General features: G+C 65.3%; 20 protein-coding genes. 11 read left to right on the plus strand and 9 right to left on the minus strand.

The window, feature by feature from the left end:
• Positions 1–20: 20 nt before the first annotated feature.
• Complete coding sequence (locus ACVIYL_RS39625; protein ID WP_456781124.1) at positions 21–881, plus strand: LysR family transcriptional regulator; 861 nt, start codon at positions 21–23, stop codon at positions 879–881.
• A gap of 1 nt (position 882) precedes the next feature.
• On the opposite strand, the gene ACVIYL_RS39630 is transcribed toward ACVIYL_RS39625, so the two are convergent.
• Both ACVIYL_RS39630 and ACVIYL_RS39635 read right to left on the minus strand, forming a co-directional pair.
• Positions 883–1,650, minus strand: coding sequence for a hypothetical protein (locus tag ACVIYL_RS39630; RefSeq protein ID WP_038379546.1), 768 nt, complete (start codon positions 1,648–1,650; stop codon positions 883–885).
• 16 nt (positions 1,651–1,666) lie between these two features.
• On the minus strand, positions 1,667–1,861 hold the full coding sequence (locus ACVIYL_RS39635; protein WP_024579523.1) for a hypothetical protein: 195 nt from the start codon (positions 1,859–1,861) through the stop codon (positions 1,667–1,669).
• Between the two features lie 295 nt (positions 1,862–2,156).
• Here ACVIYL_RS39635 and ACVIYL_RS39640 point away from each other — a divergent pair, with 295 nt between their 5' ends.
• Positions 2,157–3,089, plus strand: coding sequence for a DUF2336 domain-containing protein (locus ACVIYL_RS39640; RefSeq protein WP_456781125.1), 933 nt, complete (start codon positions 2,157–2,159; stop codon positions 3,087–3,089).
• Here the strand turns inward: ACVIYL_RS39640 and ACVIYL_RS39645 are convergent.
• Positions 3,086–3,430, minus strand: coding sequence for a DUF1491 family protein (locus ACVIYL_RS39645; RefSeq protein ID WP_016841837.1), 345 nt, complete (start codon positions 3,428–3,430; stop codon positions 3,086–3,088). The two genes, ACVIYL_RS39640 and ACVIYL_RS39645, sit on opposite strands and share 4 nt — an antisense overlap.
• A gap of 225 nt (positions 3,431–3,655) precedes the next feature.
• Between ACVIYL_RS39645 and ACVIYL_RS39650 the strand changes: the two genes are divergently transcribed.
• On the plus strand, positions 3,656–5,299 hold the full coding sequence (locus tag ACVIYL_RS39650) for an ankyrin repeat domain-containing protein (RefSeq protein ID WP_456781126.1): 1,644 nt from the start codon (positions 3,656–3,658) through the stop codon (positions 5,297–5,299).
• Positions 5,300–5,422: 123 nt separating this feature from the next.
• Here ACVIYL_RS39650 and ACVIYL_RS39655 read toward each other — a convergent pair whose 3' ends face one another.
• Together ACVIYL_RS39655 and ACVIYL_RS39660 are read right to left on the minus strand one after the other, a co-directional pair.
• Positions 5,423–6,187, minus strand: coding sequence for a peptidoglycan-binding domain-containing protein (locus tag ACVIYL_RS39655; RefSeq protein WP_253609529.1), 765 nt, complete (start codon positions 6,185–6,187; stop codon positions 5,423–5,425).
• Positions 6,180–7,991, minus strand: a complete 1,812-nt coding sequence (locus tag ACVIYL_RS39660; RefSeq protein ID WP_253609530.1) for a PAS domain-containing sensor histidine kinase — start codon at positions 7,989–7,991, stop codon at positions 6,180–6,182. The genes ACVIYL_RS39655 and ACVIYL_RS39660 overlap by 8 nt, the downstream gene beginning before the upstream one ends.
• Before the next feature lie 433 nt (positions 7,992–8,424).
• On the opposite strand from ACVIYL_RS39660, the gene ACVIYL_RS39665 reads away from it, so the two are divergent.
• Both ACVIYL_RS39665 and ACVIYL_RS39670 read left to right on the plus strand, forming a co-directional pair.
• Positions 8,425–8,805, plus strand: a complete 381-nt coding sequence (locus ACVIYL_RS39665) for a DUF5330 domain-containing protein (RefSeq protein WP_316394540.1) — start codon at positions 8,425–8,427, stop codon at positions 8,803–8,805.
• A gap of 144 nt (positions 8,806–8,949) precedes the next feature.
• The gene (locus tag ACVIYL_RS39670; protein WP_456781127.1) at positions 8,950–9,384 is read left to right on the plus strand and encodes a SufE family protein; all 435 of its coding nucleotides are present in this window, start codon (positions 8,950–8,952) and stop codon (positions 9,382–9,384) included.
• Positions 9,385–9,388: 4 nt separating this feature from the next.
• Here the strand turns inward: ACVIYL_RS39670 and ACVIYL_RS39675 are convergent, their stop codons facing one another.
• Both ACVIYL_RS39675 and ACVIYL_RS39680 read right to left on the minus strand, forming a co-directional pair.
• Entirely contained in the window at positions 9,389–9,802 is a 414-nt protein-coding gene (locus ACVIYL_RS39675; RefSeq protein ID WP_057015640.1) for a MucR family transcriptional regulator, read from the minus strand.
• Between the two features lie 177 nt (positions 9,803–9,979).
• Positions 9,980–10,867, minus strand: coding sequence for a DUF308 domain-containing protein (locus ACVIYL_RS39680; protein WP_456781128.1), 888 nt, complete (start codon positions 10,865–10,867; stop codon positions 9,980–9,982).
• A gap of 339 nt (positions 10,868–11,206) precedes the next feature.
• Between ACVIYL_RS39680 and ACVIYL_RS39685 the strand changes: the two genes are divergently transcribed.
• Both ACVIYL_RS39685 and ACVIYL_RS39690 read left to right on the plus strand, forming a co-directional pair.
• Positions 11,207–12,856: a glycosyltransferase family 39 protein gene (locus ACVIYL_RS39685; RefSeq protein ID WP_028331641.1), complete on the plus strand. Its 1,650-nt coding sequence runs from the start codon at positions 11,207–11,209 to the stop codon at positions 12,854–12,856.
• A 146-nt stretch (positions 12,857–13,002) separates the two neighbouring features.
• Positions 13,003–13,782 carry a class II aldolase/adducin family protein gene (locus ACVIYL_RS39690; RefSeq protein WP_028331642.1) on the plus strand — a complete coding sequence of 260 codons (780 nt, stop codon included), beginning with the start codon at positions 13,003–13,005 and terminating at the stop codon, positions 13,780–13,782.
• 103 nt (positions 13,783–13,885) lie between these two features.
• Here ACVIYL_RS39690 and ACVIYL_RS39695 read toward each other — a convergent pair whose 3' ends face one another.
• Entirely contained in the window at positions 13,886–15,286 is a 1,401-nt protein-coding gene (locus ACVIYL_RS39695) for a M20/M25/M40 family metallo-hydrolase (RefSeq protein ID WP_456781129.1), read from the minus strand.
• Between the two features lie 95 nt (positions 15,287–15,381).
• On the minus strand, positions 15,382–17,007 hold the full coding sequence (locus ACVIYL_RS39700) for a helicase HerA-like domain-containing protein (RefSeq protein ID WP_456781130.1): 1,626 nt from the start codon (positions 17,005–17,007) through the stop codon (positions 15,382–15,384).
• Positions 17,008–17,346: 339 nt separating this feature from the next.
• Between ACVIYL_RS39700 and ACVIYL_RS39705 the strand changes: the two genes are divergently transcribed.
• The 4 genes from ACVIYL_RS39705 (at position 17,347) to folB (ending at position 19,498) form a co-directional block, all read left to right on the plus strand.
• Positions 17,347–17,712: a hypothetical protein gene (locus ACVIYL_RS39705; protein WP_016841849.1), complete on the plus strand. Its 366-nt coding sequence runs from the start codon at positions 17,347–17,349 to the stop codon at positions 17,710–17,712.
• Positions 17,713–17,768: 56 nt separating this feature from the next.
• The gene (locus ACVIYL_RS39710; RefSeq protein WP_456781131.1) at positions 17,769–18,176 is read left to right on the plus strand and encodes a DUF4332 domain-containing protein; all 408 of its coding nucleotides are present in this window, start codon (positions 17,769–17,771) and stop codon (positions 18,174–18,176) included.
• A gap of 87 nt (positions 18,177–18,263) precedes the next feature.
• Complete coding sequence (gene folP / locus ACVIYL_RS39715) at positions 18,264–19,121, plus strand: dihydropteroate synthase (RefSeq protein ID WP_456781132.1); 858 nt, start codon at positions 18,264–18,266, stop codon at positions 19,119–19,121.
• A complete protein-coding gene (gene folB / locus ACVIYL_RS39720; protein WP_016842351.1) occupies positions 19,118–19,498 on the plus strand; it encodes a dihydroneopterin aldolase in 381 nt (126 codons plus the stop codon). The genes folP and folB overlap by 4 nt, the downstream gene beginning before the upstream one ends.
• The last annotated feature ends 6 nt before the right edge of the window (positions 19,499–19,504 follow it).

The raw sequence follows: 19,504 nt of genomic DNA on the forward strand, positions 1-19,504 counted from the left end.
CCATGTGATAGGATACGCCTATGGATATCCGCGAACTCCGCTACTTCGCCGCGGTCTACCGCGAGCGCAACCTGACCGCCGCGGCGAAGCGCTGCTTCATCTCGCAGCCGTCGATCTCGGCGGCGATCACCAATCTCGAAGCCGAGCTCGGCACCACGCTGTTCATCCGGCACAAGAAGGGCATGGCCCCGACCGCCTCAGCCGCGCAGTTTCACGGCATCGCCCGCAGGATCATCGACGAGGCGGACGCGGCGCGAAATCTCTTCCGCAAGCCCGCGACGCAGCAGGCGCTGACGCTCGGCCTGTTGCGGACGCTCGATCAGGCCCGGACGATCGCGTTGCTGAAGCCGTTGACCGGCAATACCGATCTTGCGCTCCGGCTGGTCGGCGCCAGCGAGAAGGCCGACGCGCGGATCGTCGCCAAGACCATGGTCGGCGCCGGCGAGCACTTCATCCCGCTGTGGAGCGAGCGCTATGTCGCGGCTCTGCCGCCCTCGCATCCCCTGACGCTGAAGGAGACGCTGCGGACCACCGACTTCGCCGGCGTTCCGATGATCGATCGCTGCCATTGCGAGCAGCAGGAATTCTTCAAGCGCACGTCACCGCCGCGCAAGCCGGTGGCGATCGCGGAATCCGAGGAGTGGGCGATGGCGCTGGTGGCAGCCGGAGTCGGCATCGCCATCGTCCCCGAGGGCGTGGCGCGCGGCAATCCTGATGTCGCAATGCGCGCGATCGATATCGACGTGACGCGCCAGGTCGGCCTCGCCTACCCCTCGGCCCACCCGCCCTCCGATGCGCTGAAGGCATTCATTGCGAGCTTGCCACGGCAAGCCAACAGTCGCCGGGTCAAATCGACGGCGAAGAAAACGAAGCGCGCCTAGACTAGCCCTTCGTCACCACGGCCTGGCCTGTCACCGGCGCGGATATGAGCGGCGCATTGGCGGTGAGCCGGGCGAGCTCGTTGATCTGGCGTTCGGCGTCGGCGGCCATGCCGTCGGGCGCCTGGATCACCAGTCGCTCCAGCGCCCAGCGATAGGACGAGATCCGCCGCTCAAGGGCCTGCTGGACCCATTGCACGATCAGCGTGTTCTCTTCCATCCGCGCCACCGCATCGGCCCGCTCGCGCGGCGACACGTCGGCGATCATGTGGAGGCTGGCATTGCGCTTGCGATCGAGCTCGATCACCTGGATCGCGGTGGCGAAGAACGGCTCGAAGCGGGTGATGTCGTCGCGCACCTCGTCGATCAGCAGCGAATAGCGCGAGGCGAACGAGCGATGCGGCTCGTCGATCAAATTGCGGCCATAGGCGGTGCGATCGAACACGACCCTCTGCCGCCACGGCGAAGGCAGCGGCTGGTAGTCGCCGAATACGCTCTTCCACGCCGGACGCGACAGCGGCGGCTCGATGAACTGATAGGCGAGGTCGCGCAGCTGACGTTCGTGTTCGGTGAGCTGGAATTGCGAGGCGTTCTTGCCGATGCTGCCGGTCGCCTCGGCACCGATCCAGCGATGCATATCGTCGTTGCGGAAATCGGCCCGGGTGCGGCCGAAATCGCCGCCGCTGCAGCCGGCGAGCGCCGAGCCCGCCAGCAGCAGGATCAGCGCCGGGAGTGACCGCCGCGCGACGGTCCGCTGCACAAGCTCCGGCATTGCCCGATGTCCGCGATCAGGAGCGGCGTCGGCGACGGCGGCCCTGCGCAGTGCCCTGCTCCGGTCCGCGACCACCGCCGGTCTCCTCCGTCGTTCGCTCGATCCGGACGACGGGAAGGATCAGTACGGTCCCCATGCCTTCGCCAGCAGCACCGGCCATGCTCGGCCGCCGTGCAGCCGCATCCGCCGGAAACTCAACGATGGTGCCCATGTTCCGTTCTCTCTGGCCCCGCACGGACATGATTTGCCCCGCGCACGCCGAGTTAAGAACGCGCATGGTTAATGACATCTTAAGCCGCCGGTACGGACGGTTACGGATATGGCGCTGTGCCTTAATAGACACGCGCAAATCCGAGCATTCACCTTCACGGCTTGTTTTCCTTAACTGCCTCTTAAAACAGCCTGCGTAGGCTCGCTGCCACAAGGCTTTCAAACCGAAGTTCACTGGCAAGTCGCGTACGCCCGAGATGAGCGCAGCTCCGCTATTTCCTGGTTTCGATGGGCTGATGACGCTCTCCCGTCGCGAGGGCGTCGACATCCGCCCGACGCTGCTGCGCGTCCTGACCGACCTCTATGTGCAGGCGAGCGCCCACTCCGCCGATGAAGAGCGCCAGTTCGTCGAGTTGACGACGCGCCTGATCGACGAGGTCGACGACGCGACGCGTGCCGCGGTCCGCGCGCGGCTTGCGATCTATCCGGCGACGCCCGCACGGATCGTGGACAAGCTCGGGCTGCGCCGGGTCGGTCCCGACCAGCCGATGCCGGCGGCCGCACCAATTCCTGCGCCCGCCCCCTCCGCGATGCCGGCCAAGATCCCGACCGAAGCCGAGCTACGGATGGCCGCGAGCCTTGCCATGCGGCCGAACGATGCCGCCGAAATCTCCGACATGTTCTTTGCCGCCAGCACGAAGGAGCGCGCGCAGATCCTGCACAATCTGCAGGAGACGCCGCTGAAGGCTGCGGCGCGGATCCCGGCCGCGCGCGCCGCGCGCGCGATCCATATCCTGGAGATGGCAGCGTTTGCCGAGGACCTCGATAACTTCACGCTCGAACTCGGCGAGGCGCTGATCCTGCCGTCGCGGATCGCCGCGGACGTCGTCAACGATCCCGGCGGCGAGCCGCTCGCCTGCGCGATGCGGGCGCTCGACGTGTCGAGCGCCGCGTTCCAGCGGATCCTGATGTTCCTCAATCCGGAAGCCGGCTCCTCGGTCAATTACGTCTATCGGCTGTCGCGGCTCTACGATCGCCTGAGCGAGCGCTCGGCGCTGGTGATGCTGGCGGCGTGGCGCGGCTCGACCATGGCGGTGGCCCGCGCCAGGTATCGCTCGTCGCTCTATGACGATGAGCGCCATCGCGTGCGCGCGACATCCTCGCAGACGCGCCCCGCGTTGCAACCCGGCAGCGCGCCCGCTGTCCGAAATCAGAAGTCTGGAAGTTAGCCCTTCGCCAGATCGAGGAAGTGCCGCCCGGCACGGTCCTCGGTCTCGACGATCCAGGCATCGGGATCGAAGCGGAGCTCCTTGGTCAAGCGCTCCTCGACAGACGGCTCGGATACCGGCTGTGGTGCGGTCGGCACGAACAGCCGCTCGACCGGACGGCTGTCGTCATAGACCGTCTGCGGCGCCGGCGCATACAGCATCGCGTTGCCGTCCATCAGCGCCACCTTGACGAACACGGCCCCGGCTTCCTCGGCGCCCTTCTTGCGGACCGCGCCGAACACGCCCTCGGTCTGGCAGCGGCGCAGATACGCCGCGACCCAAATGCTTGTTTTCAATCGCATGCGCCGACCTATAAGCCAGCGGCGCGGTCACGTCCAATTGTCACAGATGTCGTCACGCCGCGGCGGGTTGACCGAACCAATCGTCACCCATATCCTTGCATCCGCGGTGCAAGCCGCGCCCGGGTCCACGGGAAGGGTTGAACCCACTTGCATCAATTGAGCGGCCACCCAAGCCTTTGTGCAGCCGGTTTTGTGGACCATCGGCGATGATGCACGGAGGTTTCCATGGACCGATCGCCCGCGCGATTGAATCTCGATCATCTGAAGAAGCAGGCCAAGGAGCTCATTCGCCTTTATCGGCGGCAGGCGCCAGAGGCCTACGCGCGTTTCCGGCATGCGCTTCCGGCTGCGGCCGGGCGCAGCGACGCTCAAATCGCCGCGCTTGATCTGCGGCTGCACGATGCGCAGTCCTGCGTGGCGCGCGATCTCGGCTTCGCCTCCTGGCCGGACCTGCGGCGCTATGTCGACGCACAATTGCCGCTTGGTAAAAGCAAGGCCGATCGCGTGCGGCGATGGCTGCAGCTGGTCTATGCCGCGGACGTCGCCGGCACCACCGACCGCGCCAACCCGCGCGTTGCGGCGCGGATGCTCACCGAGGATCCCGGCCTTGTCGCCGACGATCCCTATCTCGCCTGCGCCATCGGCGACGAGGAGACGGTGCAACGCAACGCCAACGACGATCCAGCATGGGTCAACCGTCCCGGCGGTCCGTTCAAACTGCCGCCGCTGGTCGCTGTGACGCATTCCGGCCTGTTGCAGATTCCGGAATTTCAGACGCGGCTGCATCGCTGCGCACGCCTGCTGCTGCAGGCCGGCGCCGATCCCGACCAGCACATCAGCAGCCGCTGGCCGCCGGGATCGCTGGAGGCGCCCGATGACAGCAATCCGCTGTCAGCACTCTATGGCGCCGCCGGCCGCAACCACGATCTCGAACTGACCAGACTGTTGCTCGAAGCGGGCGCCAATCCGAACGACAATGAATCGCTCTACCACTCGCTCGAAGGCTCGGTGACGACAGGCCTGCTGCTCGAGCATGGTGCGCGGATCACCGGCACCAACGCGATGTACAAGGTGCTCGATGACGAGAACGTGGCGGCGCTCGACCTGCTGCTGCGGCACGGCGGCAATCCAAACGAACCCGCCGGCAACGCGCCGCTGACCGAATGCGGCTCGCCGTTGCTGTGGGCGATCCGCCGGCGGCGGTCGCGAACCTGCATCGCGATACTGCTCGACGCCGGCGCAGATCCGCGCATCACAACACCAGGCGGGCTCAGCGCCTACCGCTACGCATTGCGGTTCGGACTGACCGATGTCGCCGAGTTGCTGCGCGAACGCACCGGCGATGAGACGCTTGCCGATGATGAGCGGTTCGTCGCGGCGTGCAGCAGTGGTGACGAGAGCGAGGCGCGGCGAATCCAGGCTGGTCGGCCCGATCTTCCGGGTTCACTTTCACCGCAGCAATTGCGGTTGCTTCCGGAGCTCGCCGCGGCAAGCGGCGACGATGCAGTGCGGCTGATGGTCGAGCTCGGCTGGCCGATCACGGTGCGTGGCGGCGACTGGGATGCGTCGGCGCTCAATCACGCGGTGTTCCGCGGCAATGCCGGCCTGACGCGATTCCTACTCGAGCACGGCGCGGAGTGGACCGAGCAGCACGGCTTCGGCGACAACACGTCCGGCTCCTTGTCATGGGCCTCCTGCAACGAGCCGGTCAGCGGCGGCGACTGGGTGGGTTGCGCGCAGGCCCTGCTCGATCACGGGATGCCGCGCGCTATTCCGGATCGCGACGATCCGGAATGGGTGCTGGTGGCCGGACGCAGGAAGCTGTTCTCCGACGAGGTCAGGGACGTTCTGCTGGGCGATGCGCCTTAACTCGTCATGGCCGGGCTTGTCCCGGCCATCCCCGTCTTGGCTGCAACAAGTCTCAAAGACGTCAATGCCCGGGATAAGCCCGGGCATGACGAATACGCATTCAATGCCTTCGCAGAGAGACGACTACTCGATCGAATGGCCGATCATCGCGCCGAGCTCGCGTACCAGGCGATCGGACATCTGACCGGTCACCGGCAGCTTGCGGGCGCGTTCGAACTTCGCGATCGCGTGCTGGGTATCGGCGCCGATCGTGCCGGTCGGCTTGAGCTGGCCGTAGCCATACTCCGTTAGCGTACGCTGGACCGCGGCGATGCGTTTGCCGGCCGGGCTCAGATGCTGTGTCGGAATCGACGCCGGCGGACGAATGACGCTGGACGGCGCGGCGGCCGGGGACGGTGCTGCGGCCGGCGGCGCAGTGGTCGATTTCAGCACCAGATTGGCCATCGGATCGACCGGCTTGGCCTCGACCTTGGGTTCTGCCGGTTTGGCTTCGACGGACCTGGTCTCGGCCGGCCTGGTCTCCACCGGCTTCACGTCGACGGGCTTGCTCGGCTCCATGGCGGCCGGCTCAATCGATCGGGCAGCGGCCTCGGCCGGACGCGGGCGCGGTATCGGGCTGGTGGCCGCGGCAACCGGGGCCGGCGGCGGCAGCGTGACAACCGAACCGCCGAACATCGGCGACGGATGACGGCCGGCCTGCAGGAACAGCGCATTGATCAGGATCGCAACGATGGCCGACGTCGCCAGCACGCCGGCAACCAGATCCTTCGGACTGTGCAGCAGCAGGCGCAGGACGAGGCCACGTTCCTCCTCGGCCGCGATGGCCACTGCCTTGGCGCCGCGGCGACGGCGCGGCGTTTCATCGTCATCCAAAGTCTGTCTAGGCACTCTTCTTCACCTGATGGGTTTGCTCTTGTAGTCCGGAACGCAGCGCGGGCTTCAGGGTCGAGACGTTGCTGGACGGCTCGACGGCGGCGGGCGGGGTGAACGCCAGCGGCAGCGCGACCGATACAATGGTGCCCTCGCCCACCTTGCTCTCCACATTGATTTCGCCGTGGTGCAGGCCGACCAGCCCCTTCACGATGGAAAGACCAAGACCGGTGCCCTCGTGGCGGCGCTGATAAGTCTTGCCGGCCTGGAAGAACGGATCGCCGATCCGCTTGAGATCATCGGCGGCGATGCCGACGCCAGTGTCCGAGACACGCAGCACCAGCCGCGATCCCTCGACGCCGGCCGACACGGTGACCTTACCGCCGCGCTCGGTGAACTTGATGGCGTTCGAGACCAGATTGAGCACGATCTGCTTGAACGCGCGCGGATCGCCGTTCACGATCGGCAGATCGTCGGGCACCCGGGTGACGAGATCGACGCCACTCTCGCGCGCCTTCAACGCCACAAGATTGCAGCAATTGAGCAGCGCCGGCCGCGGCGCAAACGGCTCCGGCGAAATCTCGAAATTGCCGGACTCCATCTTCGACATGTCGAGGATGCCGTTGACGACCGACAGCAGATGCTGGCCGGAATCGTTGATCAGCTGCGCGTATTCCTTGCGGCGGGCCACGTCGAGGCCGAGCACGTCTTCCTGCGCGATCATCTCGGAGAAGCCGATGATGGCGTTGAGCGGGGTGCGCAGTTCGTGGCTCATGGTGGCCAGGAAGCGCGTCTTCGACGCATCGGCCTGCTCGGCCACATTGCGCGCCTGTTCGAGCGCCTGCTCCTGCACCTTGCGATCGGTCACGTCGCGGATCACGGCGACGACCTCGGCATCGGCGGCGGCCTGATCGAGCGGGCGGCAGCGCATCTCGGCCCAGATGAATTCGGCGACGGCTTCGCCCCGCGCACCGTCACGGCGCACGCGGAACTCGACGCTGCGGGAGTCACCGCGCGCGGCGTCCGACAGCGCCGTGAGATAGGCCGGGCGATCGGCGACATGAACGCGATCGAACAGGCCATGGCCCAGCAGCCGCGATGCCGGCACGCCGAGCATGTTCTCGGCCGCGGGTGAAATGAAGCGCACCGCGCCGTTGCGGCTGTGCCGCGACAGCACGTCGCTCATGTTATGCGCGAGCAGGCGGTAGCGCTCTTCCTCGACATAGAGCAGCGCCACGCTGGTGCGCGCCAGCGACTCCGCACCGAAGGCGAGCCCGGCGGCGTAGAAGATCGCCGACACGACGCCGAAACCGACCAGCGTGCTGTTCGAAGCAACCGCGGGATCGACGACCGGCAGTACATGATAATGGCCGAGCACGCTCAGCAGCGCCGCGCAGATCATCGCCAGCGCGAACGCAAACGCCACCACACGCCGCGAGGCCGACAGCGCCGCCTCGATCGGAATGACGACGAGCCACACGGCGGCGAACGAGGCGATGCCGCCGGTCGTCGCCGCGATCATCATCACGAGACCGGCGAGCGCCAGCGACGACAGCACATGCGCGCCTTCATAGCGGCCGGTGCGCGACAGGAACCACGACAGCAGAATCGGCGCGATCAGCCAGGCGAATGCCGCGACCTCGATCGCCGTCGGCGCACCGCGCATCGCAAGAAAGGCAGGGAACGAGGCAAGCGCCGCCAGGCTGCCGAGCAGCCGCGGCGCCATGAAGGCACGATGGCGCGCACGCGTCAGCGCATCATATTGCGCCGACGGATGCAGCAGCGCATCCAGGCAATCGCGGATCAGACTCAAACTACTCACAGCACTCGCGCTTCGGCTCAATCGTCAACACAGACGCGCCGGAACGCCTCCTTCGTGATTGCAGGTCAACGTGTCAGAGCGAACTTAAGCGAACGCTAAGGCTGGGCGGCCTGCCGCCAAACACCGTGCATTGGAGAGGGTTTGACCCGCTATTCACCGGCCATTTGTCGGGGATGGTGAACGGCTGGTTTCCGGATGCGACATTCTATGGTTTCGAAATGGTGGACGCGGCGAATCCTGCGCATCCGGCACGCGTCGGCCGCCATCAATCGAAAATTTACGGCGAATCAATTCAGGCGAATTTTCCGCGATTTTTCGGCGGATTTACTTCAAGGCAGATACTTCCGATTTATCGACCGATGCTAACCCTCAAGGCCAATAGCGGCATCGACCGCGCAAGAAGCAAGACAAGACAGACGACCGGGATCGCGCCATGTTCTTCCTGCTGCGTTTGGCATTCTGGCTCGGGCTTGTGCTCGTGCTGCTGCCGAGAGACAAAACACCTGAAGCGGACAAGGCGCCGCAGATCAGCGCGTCGGACGCGGTGTCGGCCGCGACCGCGACGATCAACGACATGGGTCAGTTCTGCAAGCGCCAGCCGTCCGCCTGCGAGGTCGGCGGCCAGGCCGCGACCGCAATCGGCCAGCGCGCGACCGACGGGGCGCGCAAGCTCTACCAGATCATCACCGACAAGAAGCCACCCGATCACACCGGCTCGATCGGCCAGGACGATACCGATTCAGCCACCGCGTTCCGCGACACGCTGACCGCAGAGGATCAGTCGATCGAATTCCGCCTGCCGCCGACGCCGTGAGCGGAAACCAAGGCGCTGTCGAGCGAGGCAGGCACCGGTTCGCGTGAAGAAAACGCGTCAAAACAGCCGGGAACCGGTTCCATTTTCATCGCTTTCGCGGCCCGCCTTCCTATATAAGCCGTCAAGGACAGGACGCGGGCCACGATGACGACGATCGACGAAATCAGGGACAATTTTGCGCTGCTGGACGAGTGGGACGACCGTTACCGCTATGTCATCGAGCTCGGCCGCACGCTCGAACCGTTGTCGGAGGCGGAGCACTCGGCCGAGAACAAGGTGCAGGGCTGCGTCAGCCAGGTCTGGCTGTCGAAGCGGATCGAGCGCGATGCCACCAACGGCGAACCGCGCCTGATCTATATCGGCGACAGCGACGCCCACATCGTGCGCGGCCTGGTCGCGATCGTGCTGACGCTGTTTTCCGGGCAAACGCCCAAGGGAATCCTCGGCACCGACGCGCTCGCGCTGTTCGACGAATTCGGCTTCCGCGACCATCTGACGCCGCAGCGCTCCAACGGCCTGCGCTCGATGGTCGACCGCATCCGGAACGATGCGCGCGAGGCGCTGGCGTCCGCCGCGTAATCTCCTATTTCCGCTTCCGCGCCTGCTGGCCGAGGCCCATTTTCTTGGCAAGTTGCGAGCGCGCCACCGCATAGTTCGGCGCCACCATCGGATAGTCGGCCGGCAGGCCCCATTTGTCGCGATACTGCTCCGGGGTCATGTTGTACTGGGTGCGCAGATGGCGCTTCAGCGACTTGAAGCGCTTGCCGTCCTCGAGGCACACCAGATATTCGGGCGTGATCGACTTCTTCATCGACACCGCAGGCTTGGCCGGCTCGCTCGGCGTGTCGTTGCGTCCGCTCGACACCCGCAGCAAAGCGGAGTGGACCTGGCTGATCAGGTTCGGAATGTCCGAGGCCGGCGTCGGATTGTTGCTGAGATAGGCCGAAACGATGTTGGCGGTCAGCTCGACCGGCGTTTTGCCTGACGTATCGGACATGGCTCAATCTTCCCCGTGCTATCGGCAGCCCGGCGCCCACCGGACAGTATCCATGCGCAGCAATACATTAATGGAATCGCGTACTACTTTGCGAATATGCACGAATTGCAGCAAATCTGACAACAACGGCCGCGTTTCCGGCTACGGGCCGGCCGCGCGCAAGTATTGGCCCGGATCTTAAGGCCGCTGCTCCAGATGCGACCTGAGCTCGTCGATCGAGGCAAATCGCATCATGCCCTCCGGCATCTGCGCCTCGATTGATCCGTCCGAATAGAGCGAATAGGCCATGCCGTCGACGACGCCGGATTTGAGCACGGTCACCGGCGGCTGCTCCTGGGGCGGCGGCGGATGGCCCGACGACGGCGAGGCGGCGGCGGCCGACTGGGCCTCGCCGAAGGTGGATGGCGTCCGGGGGCCGCGCCGCGGGGCGACGTCGACCGGCCGCGGCCGGTCGGCCTTCGGCCAGGCATCGTCGAAGGTTGCCGACGCCGGTTCGGCCGAACCACCCGGATTCGGACGCAGTTCCGGCGACAACAGATCCGGCGTGAGCGGCTCGGCGGCACGCCCCTGGCTCCGCTCCTTGCGCGAGGAGGAAAACAGCAGATTGCGCCGCTTGGGCGGCGCAGCGCCATCCGCGAGCGCGGCCGCCGGTGCGGGCGGCGGCACCTCGCCTGATGCGCCGCGCGAGGCGATCTCGTCGTGCCAGGGCGGCGGCGCCGCGGGAACGGATGGCGGGAACGCTGGAGCCAGCGGCGGAGGCGCCGAGACCTTCGGCTCAGGCGGCGGGAACACCGGATCGTCGGGAGTGCCGCGCGGGGAAGTTGCAGACGGCGACAAGGACCGCAGACCCACCGCCACGACGGCATCGAGCCGGTCGCCCATGGCCTGGAGTTCGCGAAGGATGGCGGCAAGGGCCAGAACAATCACGCCGGTACATGCGCCGGTCACGCCTGTTGCGATCAACGTGCCGCCGACGCTGAATTCCTTGTTTGGAATTCCGAGGCCGATCGCCGCCAAGCCCGCCACGACCAGGCCCGCGCCGACGACCAACAGACCAACCTTCATCGAACTAACCCCCGGGAGACCCATCCGAAAATCGGCGCGGGCCACCAACGCCACGATACCGTCATATTGCCCACACCGCCAACCGCCAATTGTAGACAGAGTTCCCTAAAATCCCGCTTAACCAAGCCGCGATGCGTTGCTTCACCGCGGCCGCAGTGGCTGTCGGGCAGCCAGCTCCCGTAGATTTACTGGCTACGAATTGCTGCCAATTTATTGCAACGCATCTGGGAAATTACGCCACAATTACCAATTACTCGGAAACGGAACTGCGCTATGGATGCCGGGGAATGAGGCCCTAAAGCGCCAATCTGGGCCACAGGCACGCCGGTATCACTAGCTATGTCATCGATTACGACGTCTGCCCTCGAGGCGCCTGCGCGGCGCTCGGTGGAGAAGACCTGCGACGATCTCGCTGTCCTCGTCCTCGGCGTGGTCGCCGTGGTCGCCGGCTTGACGTTCCGCGATTACGGTCTGGGCTGGGACGATTACACCCACGCTGAATATGCCGACCTCCTGCTGCGCATGTACGAGTCCGGGTTCAAGGACACCGGCGCGCTGTCGTTTGCCAATCTGTATATGTACGGCGGCGGCTTCGACATGGCCGCGGCCCTGCTGCACAAGATCATTCCGCTCGAACTGTTCGAGACGCGCCGCCTGCTCGGCGCGATCGTCGGCGTCATCGGCCTTGCCGTAACCTGGCGCCTGGCACGCCGCGTCGGCGGCCCGCTGGCGGGACTGGCGGCGCTGCTGCTGCTGGCGCTGTGCCCGACCTTCTACGGCCACATGTTCATGAATCCGAAGGATGCGCCGTTCGCCGTGGCGATGGTGGTCCTGATCATGGGCCTGGTGCGCCTGATCGAGGAATATCCGGCGCCCTCGCCGCGCACCATCCTGATCGTCGGCCTGGGGGCCGGCCTGTCGATCGGCTGCCGCGTGCTTGGCGGGCTCGCATTGATCTACGCCGTGGTCGGCTTCGTCCCGCTCCTGATCGAGGAATTCCGCAAGCAGGGCCCGCGCGAGGCGACCCACCGCTTTGCCCATGTCGTCTATGTGCTGCTGCCGGGACTTGTGCTGGGCTATCTCGTGATGGGCCTGATCTGGCCGTGGTCGATCATGGAGCCCGGACATCCGCTCGAAGCGGTGACCTATTTCTCGCACTTCTTCGAGAAACCGTGGAAGGAGATGTTCGACGGCGCGCTGGTGTCGGTGCCGGACATGCCGTGGTCCTATCTGCCCACCTTGTTCGCGCTGCAGCTTCCCGAAGTGTTGCTGGTGCTGCTGGCAGCCGCCGTCGTCATCACCCTGATGTCGCTGTCGCGCTACGACGTCACCGCAAAGCGCAAGTCGATCATGCTGATGCTGACGCTGGCGGCGACGCTGCCGCTGGTGATCGCGATGGTGAAGCGGCCGGCGCTCTATAACGGCATCCGCCACTTCATCTTCGTGATTCCGCCGATGACGGTGCTGGCCGGCGTCGCATTCGCGCGCGGCATGGACTGGCTCGGCGAGAACCGCCGGGCCTGGCAGCCCGCGGCGCTCGCCATGTTCGCGTTCGGCCTCTTGCTGCCGCTCAGCGAAATGATCCGCCTGCATCCGTATCAGTACACGCACTTCAACCACATCGCCGGCACGGTGCGTACCGCGGACAACTTCTTCATGCTGGACTATTGGGGCCTGGCGCTGAAGCAGGCATCCGACGGGCTGCGCGAGCAGCTGGCGGAGCGGCAGGAAGTGCCGCCGCAGAACCGCAAGTGGAAGGTCGCGGTGTGCGGACCGCAGCGCCCCGCGCAGGTCGCGCTCGGCCCTGATTTCACGATCGGATGGGACAGCAATGCCGCCGACTTCGCGATGACACTCGGCGAATTCTACTGCAAGGGGCTGGCCGCGCCGGTCATGGTCGAGATCAAGCGCGACGACGTCGTGTTCGCCCGCGTCTACGACATCCGCGGCCGCAGCATCTCGAGCCTGCTGGCGATCCCAGCGCCGTAACGCATCACGCTGCCCACTGACGATTGCCGTTCCGATCGTGGGCCGCATGCCGACATGACTGTCACGCCGTTACCCTGCCTTGCTGCGGTCCGGCGGCGGCGCTACGCTTGGACCAAGCAATAACGCCATCAATGGAGCAATCGGCCATGTCGCCAGCGGAAGCGCGCCTGAAGGAAGTGCCGTCGGATATGAGTGCGGCGGAATGGGAGCAGCGGATCAATCTTGCTGCCTGCTACCGGCTGGTCGCGCTCTATGGCTGGGACGATCTGGTCGATACCCACATCTCCGCGCGCGTGCCGGGGCCCGAGCATCACTTCCTGATCAACCCCTACGGGCTGATGTTCGACGAGATCACCGCGTCGAGCCTCGTCAAGGTTGACCTCGACGGCAACCAGCTTTCGAAGAGCGACTACAGCATCAACCCGGCCGGCTTCACCATCCATTCGGCGATCCACGAGGTGCGCGAGGACGCCGGCTGCGTGCTCCATCTGCACACCGTCGACGGCACCGCGGTGTCGAGCGGCCCCGACGGGCTGCTGCCGCTGAACCAGACCGCGCAGCTCGTCACCCACGACCTCGCCTATCACGACTATGAAGGCATCGCGCTCGATCATGACGAGCGCCCGCGCCTGCAGCGCGATCTCGGCAGCAAGAACCACATGCTGCTGCGCAATCACGGCACCCTGACGGTCGGCCGCTCGGTCGCATCCGCGTTCGAGCGGATGTACCATCTGGAGCGCGCCTGCTCGATGCAGGTGGCGACCCGCGCGCTCGGACCGATCGCCTATCCGGTCGACCAGCATGCGATCGACAAGAACACTGAGCTGCTCTCCAACCCGGACCGCGCCGAGCTGCGCTCGACCCAGCTGGTCTGGCCGCCGCTGCTGCGCAAGCTCGACCGAGTCAATCCCGGCTACCGTGATTGAAATTTCACAATCTTCGGGTAGGCTATCGGCCAACACCCTCTGCACTACCGAATCAAAACGCCGCCCAATTCCGGGCGGCGTTTTTACGTGAATTACCCTTGCGCTATTTGGCGTCGCCGAACGCCGCCAGGATCCGCGCCCAGGAGCGGATGCCCTTGTGGTAGCTCTTGAGGTCGTACTTCTCGTTCGGCGAATGGATGTTGTCGTCGTCGAGTCCGAAGCCGATCAGCACGCTGTCGAGGCCGAGCGTGTGCTTGAAATCGGCAACGATCGGGATCGAGGCGCCGGAGCCGATCAGCAGCGCCTCCTTGCCCCATTCGTCGGTCAGCGCGCGGCGCGCGGCTGCCAGTGGCTTCATGTTCCAGTCGAGCGCGATCGCCGGCGCGCTGGAATGGTCGGTGAACTCGGCCTTGCAGTCGGCCGGCAGGCGCGCCTTCACATAGTCGCGGAACGCCTTTCGGATCTTCTCGGGATCCTGTCCCTCGACCAGCCGGAACGAGACCTTCGCCGACGCCTCGGCCGCGATCACCGTCTTGGAGCCCTCGCCGGTATAGCCGCCGACGATGCCGTTGATGTCGCAGGTCGGGCGCGAGGAGACCTGCTCGATCAGGAGCCGGTCCTTTTCGCCGGCGGGCACCGAGAGGCCGATCGGCTTGAGGAAGCTCTCCGGCGTCAGATTGAGCTGCTTCCACTGGGCCAGAATATCCGGCGGCAAATCCTTCACGCCGTCATAGAAACCCGGGATGGTGATGTGGCCATTCTCGTCATGCAGGCCGCCGAGGATCCGCGTCAGTACGCGGATCGGGTTCTGCGCGCCGCCGCCGAACACGCCGGAATGCAGGTCGCGATTGGCGGCCTTGATCTTGACCTCGTCATAGACCAGGCCGCGCAACGAGGTGGTGATCGCCGGCGTATTCGGGTCCCACATGCCGGTGTCGCAGACCAGCGCGAAGTCGGCCTTGAGGTCGTCCTTGTTCGCCTCGAGGAACGGCACGAAATTCTTCGAACCGATCTCCTCTTCACCCTCGATGACGATCGTGATGTCGACCGGCAGCGATCCCGTCACCGTCTTCCAGGCACGGCACGCCTCGACGAAGGTCATCAACTGTCCCTTGTCGTCCTCGGCGCCGCGCGCGACGATGATCTTGCGCCCGTCGGCATGGTCGGTCACGACAGGCTCGAACGGCGGACGGTGCCAGAGATTCAAGGGATCGACCGGCTGCACGTCGTAGTGGCCGTAGAACAGCACGTGCGGGCGTCCGTCGGTCGAGCCGTTCAGCTTGCCGACCACGGCCGGATGGCCGGCAGTCGGCCGCACTTCGGTCTTGAAGCCGACTGTCGCGATATCGTTGGCGAGATGATCGGCAGCCGCCTTGCAGTCATCAGCGAAGGCCGGATCGGCCGAGATCGATTTGATCCGCAGCAGCGTGAACAGCCGCTCGAGACTGTTGTCGAAATCGGCGTCGATACGGTCGAGGACGGGCTGCAGCTTGGCGTTGGACATCGCGGATATCCTTTTTGTTGGACGTTGCGCCAGGTTGTAGCGCGCCCGCCGCGGGAGGCAAAGCCGGTCTCCCGCTTCAGCCGACCGGCGCTATGCTATCGGCGCAGCAATCCACCGAGCGCGCCGCGCACCAGCGCCCGGCCGATCGAGCCGCCAACCGAACCGCCGAGCGATTTGCCGAGATCGGCGGCCACGCCACCGATCACCTTGTCGGTCACCGAGCGCGTGACGCTGCGCGCGATCACCTGTCCGGTCGACATGCGGCCGCGCTTGACGTTGGTGCCGAAGATCGTGGACGCGATCGAACCGATCTGGCCGAGGATGCCGCCCCCCTCGCCGCCAGCAGCGCTGCCGTCCGCCGGCGCCGCCGTTCCGGCGAGCCGCTTCTGGATGATCTCGTAGGCGGATTCGGCGTCGACCGCGGTGTCGTATTTGCCCTTGACCGGGCTCGCATCCATGATCGCCTTGCGCTCCTCCGGCGTGATCGGCCCGATCCGCGCCGACGGCGGGCGCACCATGACGCGCTCGACCATCGACGGCGTGCCGCCGCCCTCGAGGAACGACACCAGCGCCTCGCCCTTGCCGAGCTCCATGATCGCCCGCGCGGTGTCGAGCTTCGGATTGGGCCGGAAGGTCTGTGCGGCCGCGGCAACCGCCTTCTGGTCGCGCGGCGTGAAGGCGCGCAGCGCGTGCTGCACGCGGTTGCCGAGCTGCGCCAGCACCTTGTCCGGCACGTCGATCGGATTCTGGGTGACGAAATAGACGCCGACGCCCTTGGAGCGGATCAGCCGCACCACCTGCTCGATCTTGTCCATCAGCGCCTTCGGCGCGTCGGTGAACAAGAGATGCGCCTCGTCGAAGAAGAACACCAGCTTCGGCTTCGGCAGGTCGCCGGCCTCCGGCAATTCCTCGAACAATTCCGAAAGCATCCAGAGCAGGAAGGTGGCGTAAAGCCGCGGGCTCTGCATCAGCTTGTCGGCGACCAGGATATTGACGATGCCGCGGCCGTCGCGGTCGGTGCGCATGAAATCCTTCAGCGTCAGCGCCGGCTCGCCGAAGAACTTGGCGCCGCCCTGGTTCTCGAGCACCAGGAGCTGACGCTGGATCGTTCCGACGGTCGCCTTGGATACATTGCCGTAGCCTTGCGCGGCCTTACGGATCGGCGCCAGCGGATCTTCCTCGTCCTCGGCAGCCTTCTTGCTGCCGTCCGGGGCGATCGCATCCAGCAGCGCTCGCAGGTCCTTCATGTCGATCAACGTGAGGCCGTTCTCATCGGCGACACGGAAGGCAACATTGAGCACGCCCTCCTGCACGTCGTTCAGATCGAGCATCCGCGAGAGCAACAGCGGTCCCATCTCGGTGACGGTGGCGCGCACCGGATGGCCCTGCTCGCCGAACACGTCCCAGAATACGGTCGAGAACTGATCCGGCTGGAAGGTCAGGCCCATCTCCTTGGCGCGCTTCAGGATAAAGTCCTTGGCCTCGCCGACTTCGGAGATACCGGAAAGATCGCCCTTGATGTCGGCTGCGAAAACCGGAACGCCGGCGCGCGCAAATCCTTCAGCCATGACCTGCAGCGTGACGGTCTTGCCGGTTCCGGTCGCACCGGTCACAAGGCCGTGGCGGTTGGCCAGCGCAAGCGTCAGCCAGGCTGTTTCCTCGCCCTTGCCGATAAAGATCTTCTCATCGGTGTCGGCCAACTTGGTGTCGGACGTCGCCATCGCTTCGCCTCTTAACGCGATTTTAAATCGGCTCGATCCATTCGAACCGATGACATCATATTGCATCTTGCAGGTCGATTGAAACCATCGGCGCGCACTGATGTATATTGTCGCTCCACCAGTTCCTCATACTTTATTCCCGGCCAAGTGACGAAAGGCATTGCGCATTGCGACAAGATGGTGTGAATCCGCCGCTCAATCTTGCAGAGGTGCAACACTCCCGACGCGATCGAAAAAGAAAATGAACTGAAATGCGCGGATCGCTTGTATTTCGTGACACAGGCGCTCAAGATAAATCTTCAAGAATGATCCGGCAAAAACCGGTTGAGGCGGGGCAATATGGACGAATTGGTTGGGCAGCTGGCCGCGAAGGCCGGCATCGACGGTGCTGTCGCTGAAAAAACCATCGGCATCGTTCTGGGTTTCCTCCGTAACGAGGGACCTTCCGACAAAGTTCAGGCTCTGATCGACCAAATCCCCGGCGCCGAAGCGGCAATCGCCGCCTCCAACAACAGCGGTGGTCTATCGCGGTTGATGGGTGGCGGTCTGATGGCTGTCGGCACCCGGCTGATGGCGCTTGGATTGAGCATGAGTGAGATTCAGAACGTCGCGCGTGAACTTTTCAGGTTCGGCCGCGACAAAATCGGAGCGGATCAAATGGGCGAGATCATCTCGGGGACACCGGGCCTCAGCCAGTTTGCCTGAAGCATTTTCCCAAACGCCATTGCACGTGCGCTCCCTTCTACCTGCATACGAGTATCATGACATACCCCCTCTCCGAGATCGAAGGCCTGTCCGCCTATTGCGCCACCAAACTGAAATCGCAGGGTATCCGCACGACCGACGCACTGCTTGAAGCCGCCCGCACCGTCAAGGGACGCAAGGCGCTCGCCGCCAAGACCGGGATCAGCGAACAACAATTGCTCGAATGGGCCAACATCTCCGACTACATGCGGATTCCCGGCATGGGCAAGGCGAAGGTCGGCCTGGTCCGCGCCGCCGGCGTCACCACCGTGCGTGAGCTCGCGCACCGCAACCCGTCGCGGCTCGCGCAGAGCATGAAGGACGCCAATGTGCGGCGTAAGCTCGTCCGCGTGATGCCGTCGGAGAAGTCGGTCGAGTTGCTGATCGAAGAGGCACGCAAGCTGGCTCCCAAGATCACCTATTAGCCTGTCTTAACGGCATTCGGCCGCCGGCCGCGTCACCCATCATCGCCACACCTTGACTTGCCGCCGCGGTCAGCGCAAAGCCACCGCATGGTGGCGAACAAGCCTATAGCATCGACGGTGACCGGCCCGGCCGTATCGGCGGTGCTGCCGGCGCTGTTGTCGCGGCCCTATCCGGCCGTGATGGGCATCCTGAACGTGACGCCGGACTCGTTCTCCGACGGCGGCCAGTTCGCCGCACCCGAAGAGGCGCTGGCACAGGCCCGCAAGCTGGTCGCCGAGGGCGCCGATATCATCGACATCGGCGCGGAATCCACCCGTCCCTACGGCTCGCAGCCGGTCACCGCCGAGGCCGAGATGGCGCGGCTTAAACCGGTGCTGGCCGACGTGATCGCGCTTGGCGTGCCGGTCTCGATCGACAGCATGAAATCGGAGATCGTGGCCTGGGCGCTCGACCACGGCGCTGTCATCGCCAATGACGTCTGGGGCCTGCAGCGCGATGCCGGCATGGCGCCGCTGGTCGCCGCACGCGGCGTGCCCGTGATCATCATGCACAATCGCGAGCAGGCCGATCCGGCGATCGACATCATGCAGGACATCGCCGCCTTCTTCGAGCGCTCGCTCGCGATCGCCGCAAGCGCCGGCATTTCGCCCGATCGGATCGTGCTCGATCCCGGCATCGGCTTCGGCAAGACCCCTGAGCAGAGCATGACCGCGCTGGCACGGCTCTCCGAGCTCGACGCGTTCCGACTGCCGCTGCTGGTCGGAGCCTCGCGCAAGCGCTTCATCAGCACGGTCGTGCCGTCGGAGCCGCAACAGCGGATCGGCGGCTCGATCGCGGCGCATCTGATCGCCGCGCAGAATGGCGCCCGCATCATCCGCGCGCATGACGTCGCCGAAACCGTTCAGGCGCTGCGCGTGGCCGCAGCAATCGAGGGACAACAATGACCGACACGATCTTCATCACCGGGATCGTCATCCATGCCCGTCATGGCGTGATGGAACATGAGACCGAAGTCGGGCAGCGCTTCGTCATCGATCTCGAGCTCTATACCGACCTCTCGGAATCCTCGCGCACCGATCGCCTCTCCGACACCGTCTCCTATTCCAACGTGGTGGCGACCGCGACATCGGCATTCAAGAACACCAACTACAAGCTGCTGGAGCGCGCCGCCGGTGCGGTGGCCGAGGACATCCTGGCGAGCTTCCCGCGCATCCGGGCGGTCAAGGTCACGGTGCACAAGCCGCACGCGCCGATCGCCGCGATCTTCGACGATGTCGGCGTGGTGCTGACCCGCTCGCGCCATCAACCGCCCCAGGGTTGAACGCAG

The sequence above is a fragment of the Bradyrhizobium sp. USDA 3315 genome (assembly GCF_054056795.1).

What these genes read in the sequence shown, in the direction of transcription:
- ACVIYL_RS39710 (WP_456781131.1), top strand. Translation starts at nt 17,769, where the DNA reads ATGACATACCCCCTCTCCGAGATCGAAGGCCTGTCCGCCTATTGCGCC.
- ACVIYL_RS39670 (WP_456781127.1), top strand. Translation starts at nt 8,950, where the DNA reads ATGACGACGATCGACGAAATCAGGGACAATTTTGCGCTGCTGGACGAG.
- ACVIYL_RS39635 (WP_024579523.1), bottom strand. Translation starts at nt 1,861, where the DNA reads ATGGGCACCATCGTTGAGTTTCCGGCGGATGCGGCTGCACGGCGGCCG.
- ACVIYL_RS39695 (WP_456781129.1), bottom strand. Translation starts at nt 15,286, where the DNA reads ATGTCCAACGCCAAGCTGCAGCCCGTCCTCGACCGTATCGACGCCGAT.
- ACVIYL_RS39705 (WP_016841849.1), top strand. Translation starts at nt 17,347, where the DNA reads ATGGACGAATTGGTTGGGCAGCTGGCCGCGAAGGCCGGCATCGACGGT.
- ACVIYL_RS39680 (WP_456781128.1), bottom strand. Translation starts at nt 10,867, where the DNA reads ATGAAGGTTGGTCTGTTGGTCGTCGGCGCGGGCCTGGTCGTGGCGGGC.
- ACVIYL_RS39625 (WP_456781124.1), top strand. Translation starts at nt 21, where the DNA reads ATGGATATCCGCGAACTCCGCTACTTCGCCGCGGTCTACCGCGAGCGC.
- ACVIYL_RS39640 (WP_456781125.1), top strand. Translation starts at nt 2,157, where the DNA reads ATGACGCTCTCCCGTCGCGAGGGCGTCGACATCCGCCCGACGCTGCTG.
- ACVIYL_RS39700 (WP_456781130.1), bottom strand. Translation starts at nt 17,007, where the DNA reads ATGGCGACGTCCGACACCAAGTTGGCCGACACCGATGAGAAGATCTTT.
- ACVIYL_RS39675 (WP_057015640.1), bottom strand. Translation starts at nt 9,802, where the DNA reads ATGTCCGATACGTCAGGCAAAACGCCGGTCGAGCTGACCGCCAACATC.
- ACVIYL_RS39690 (WP_028331642.1), top strand. Translation starts at nt 13,003, where the DNA reads ATGTCGCCAGCGGAAGCGCGCCTGAAGGAAGTGCCGTCGGATATGAGT.
- folP (WP_456781132.1), top strand. Translation starts at nt 18,264, where the DNA reads ATGGTGGCGAACAAGCCTATAGCATCGACGGTGACCGGCCCGGCCGTA.
- ACVIYL_RS39645 (WP_016841837.1), bottom strand. Translation starts at nt 3,430, where the DNA reads ATGCGATTGAAAACAAGCATTTGGGTCGCGGCGTATCTGCGCCGCTGC.
- ACVIYL_RS39630 (WP_038379546.1), bottom strand. Translation starts at nt 1,650, where the DNA reads ATGCCGGAGCTTGTGCAGCGGACCGTCGCGCGGCGGTCACTCCCGGCG.
- folB (WP_016842351.1), top strand. Translation starts at nt 19,118, where the DNA reads ATGACCGACACGATCTTCATCACCGGGATCGTCATCCATGCCCGTCAT.
- ACVIYL_RS39665 (WP_316394540.1), top strand. Translation starts at nt 8,425, where the DNA reads ATGTTCTTCCTGCTGCGTTTGGCATTCTGGCTCGGGCTTGTGCTCGTG.
- ACVIYL_RS39685 (WP_028331641.1), top strand. Translation starts at nt 11,207, where the DNA reads ATGTCATCGATTACGACGTCTGCCCTCGAGGCGCCTGCGCGGCGCTCG.
- ACVIYL_RS39650 (WP_456781126.1), top strand. Translation starts at nt 3,656, where the DNA reads ATGGACCGATCGCCCGCGCGATTGAATCTCGATCATCTGAAGAAGCAG.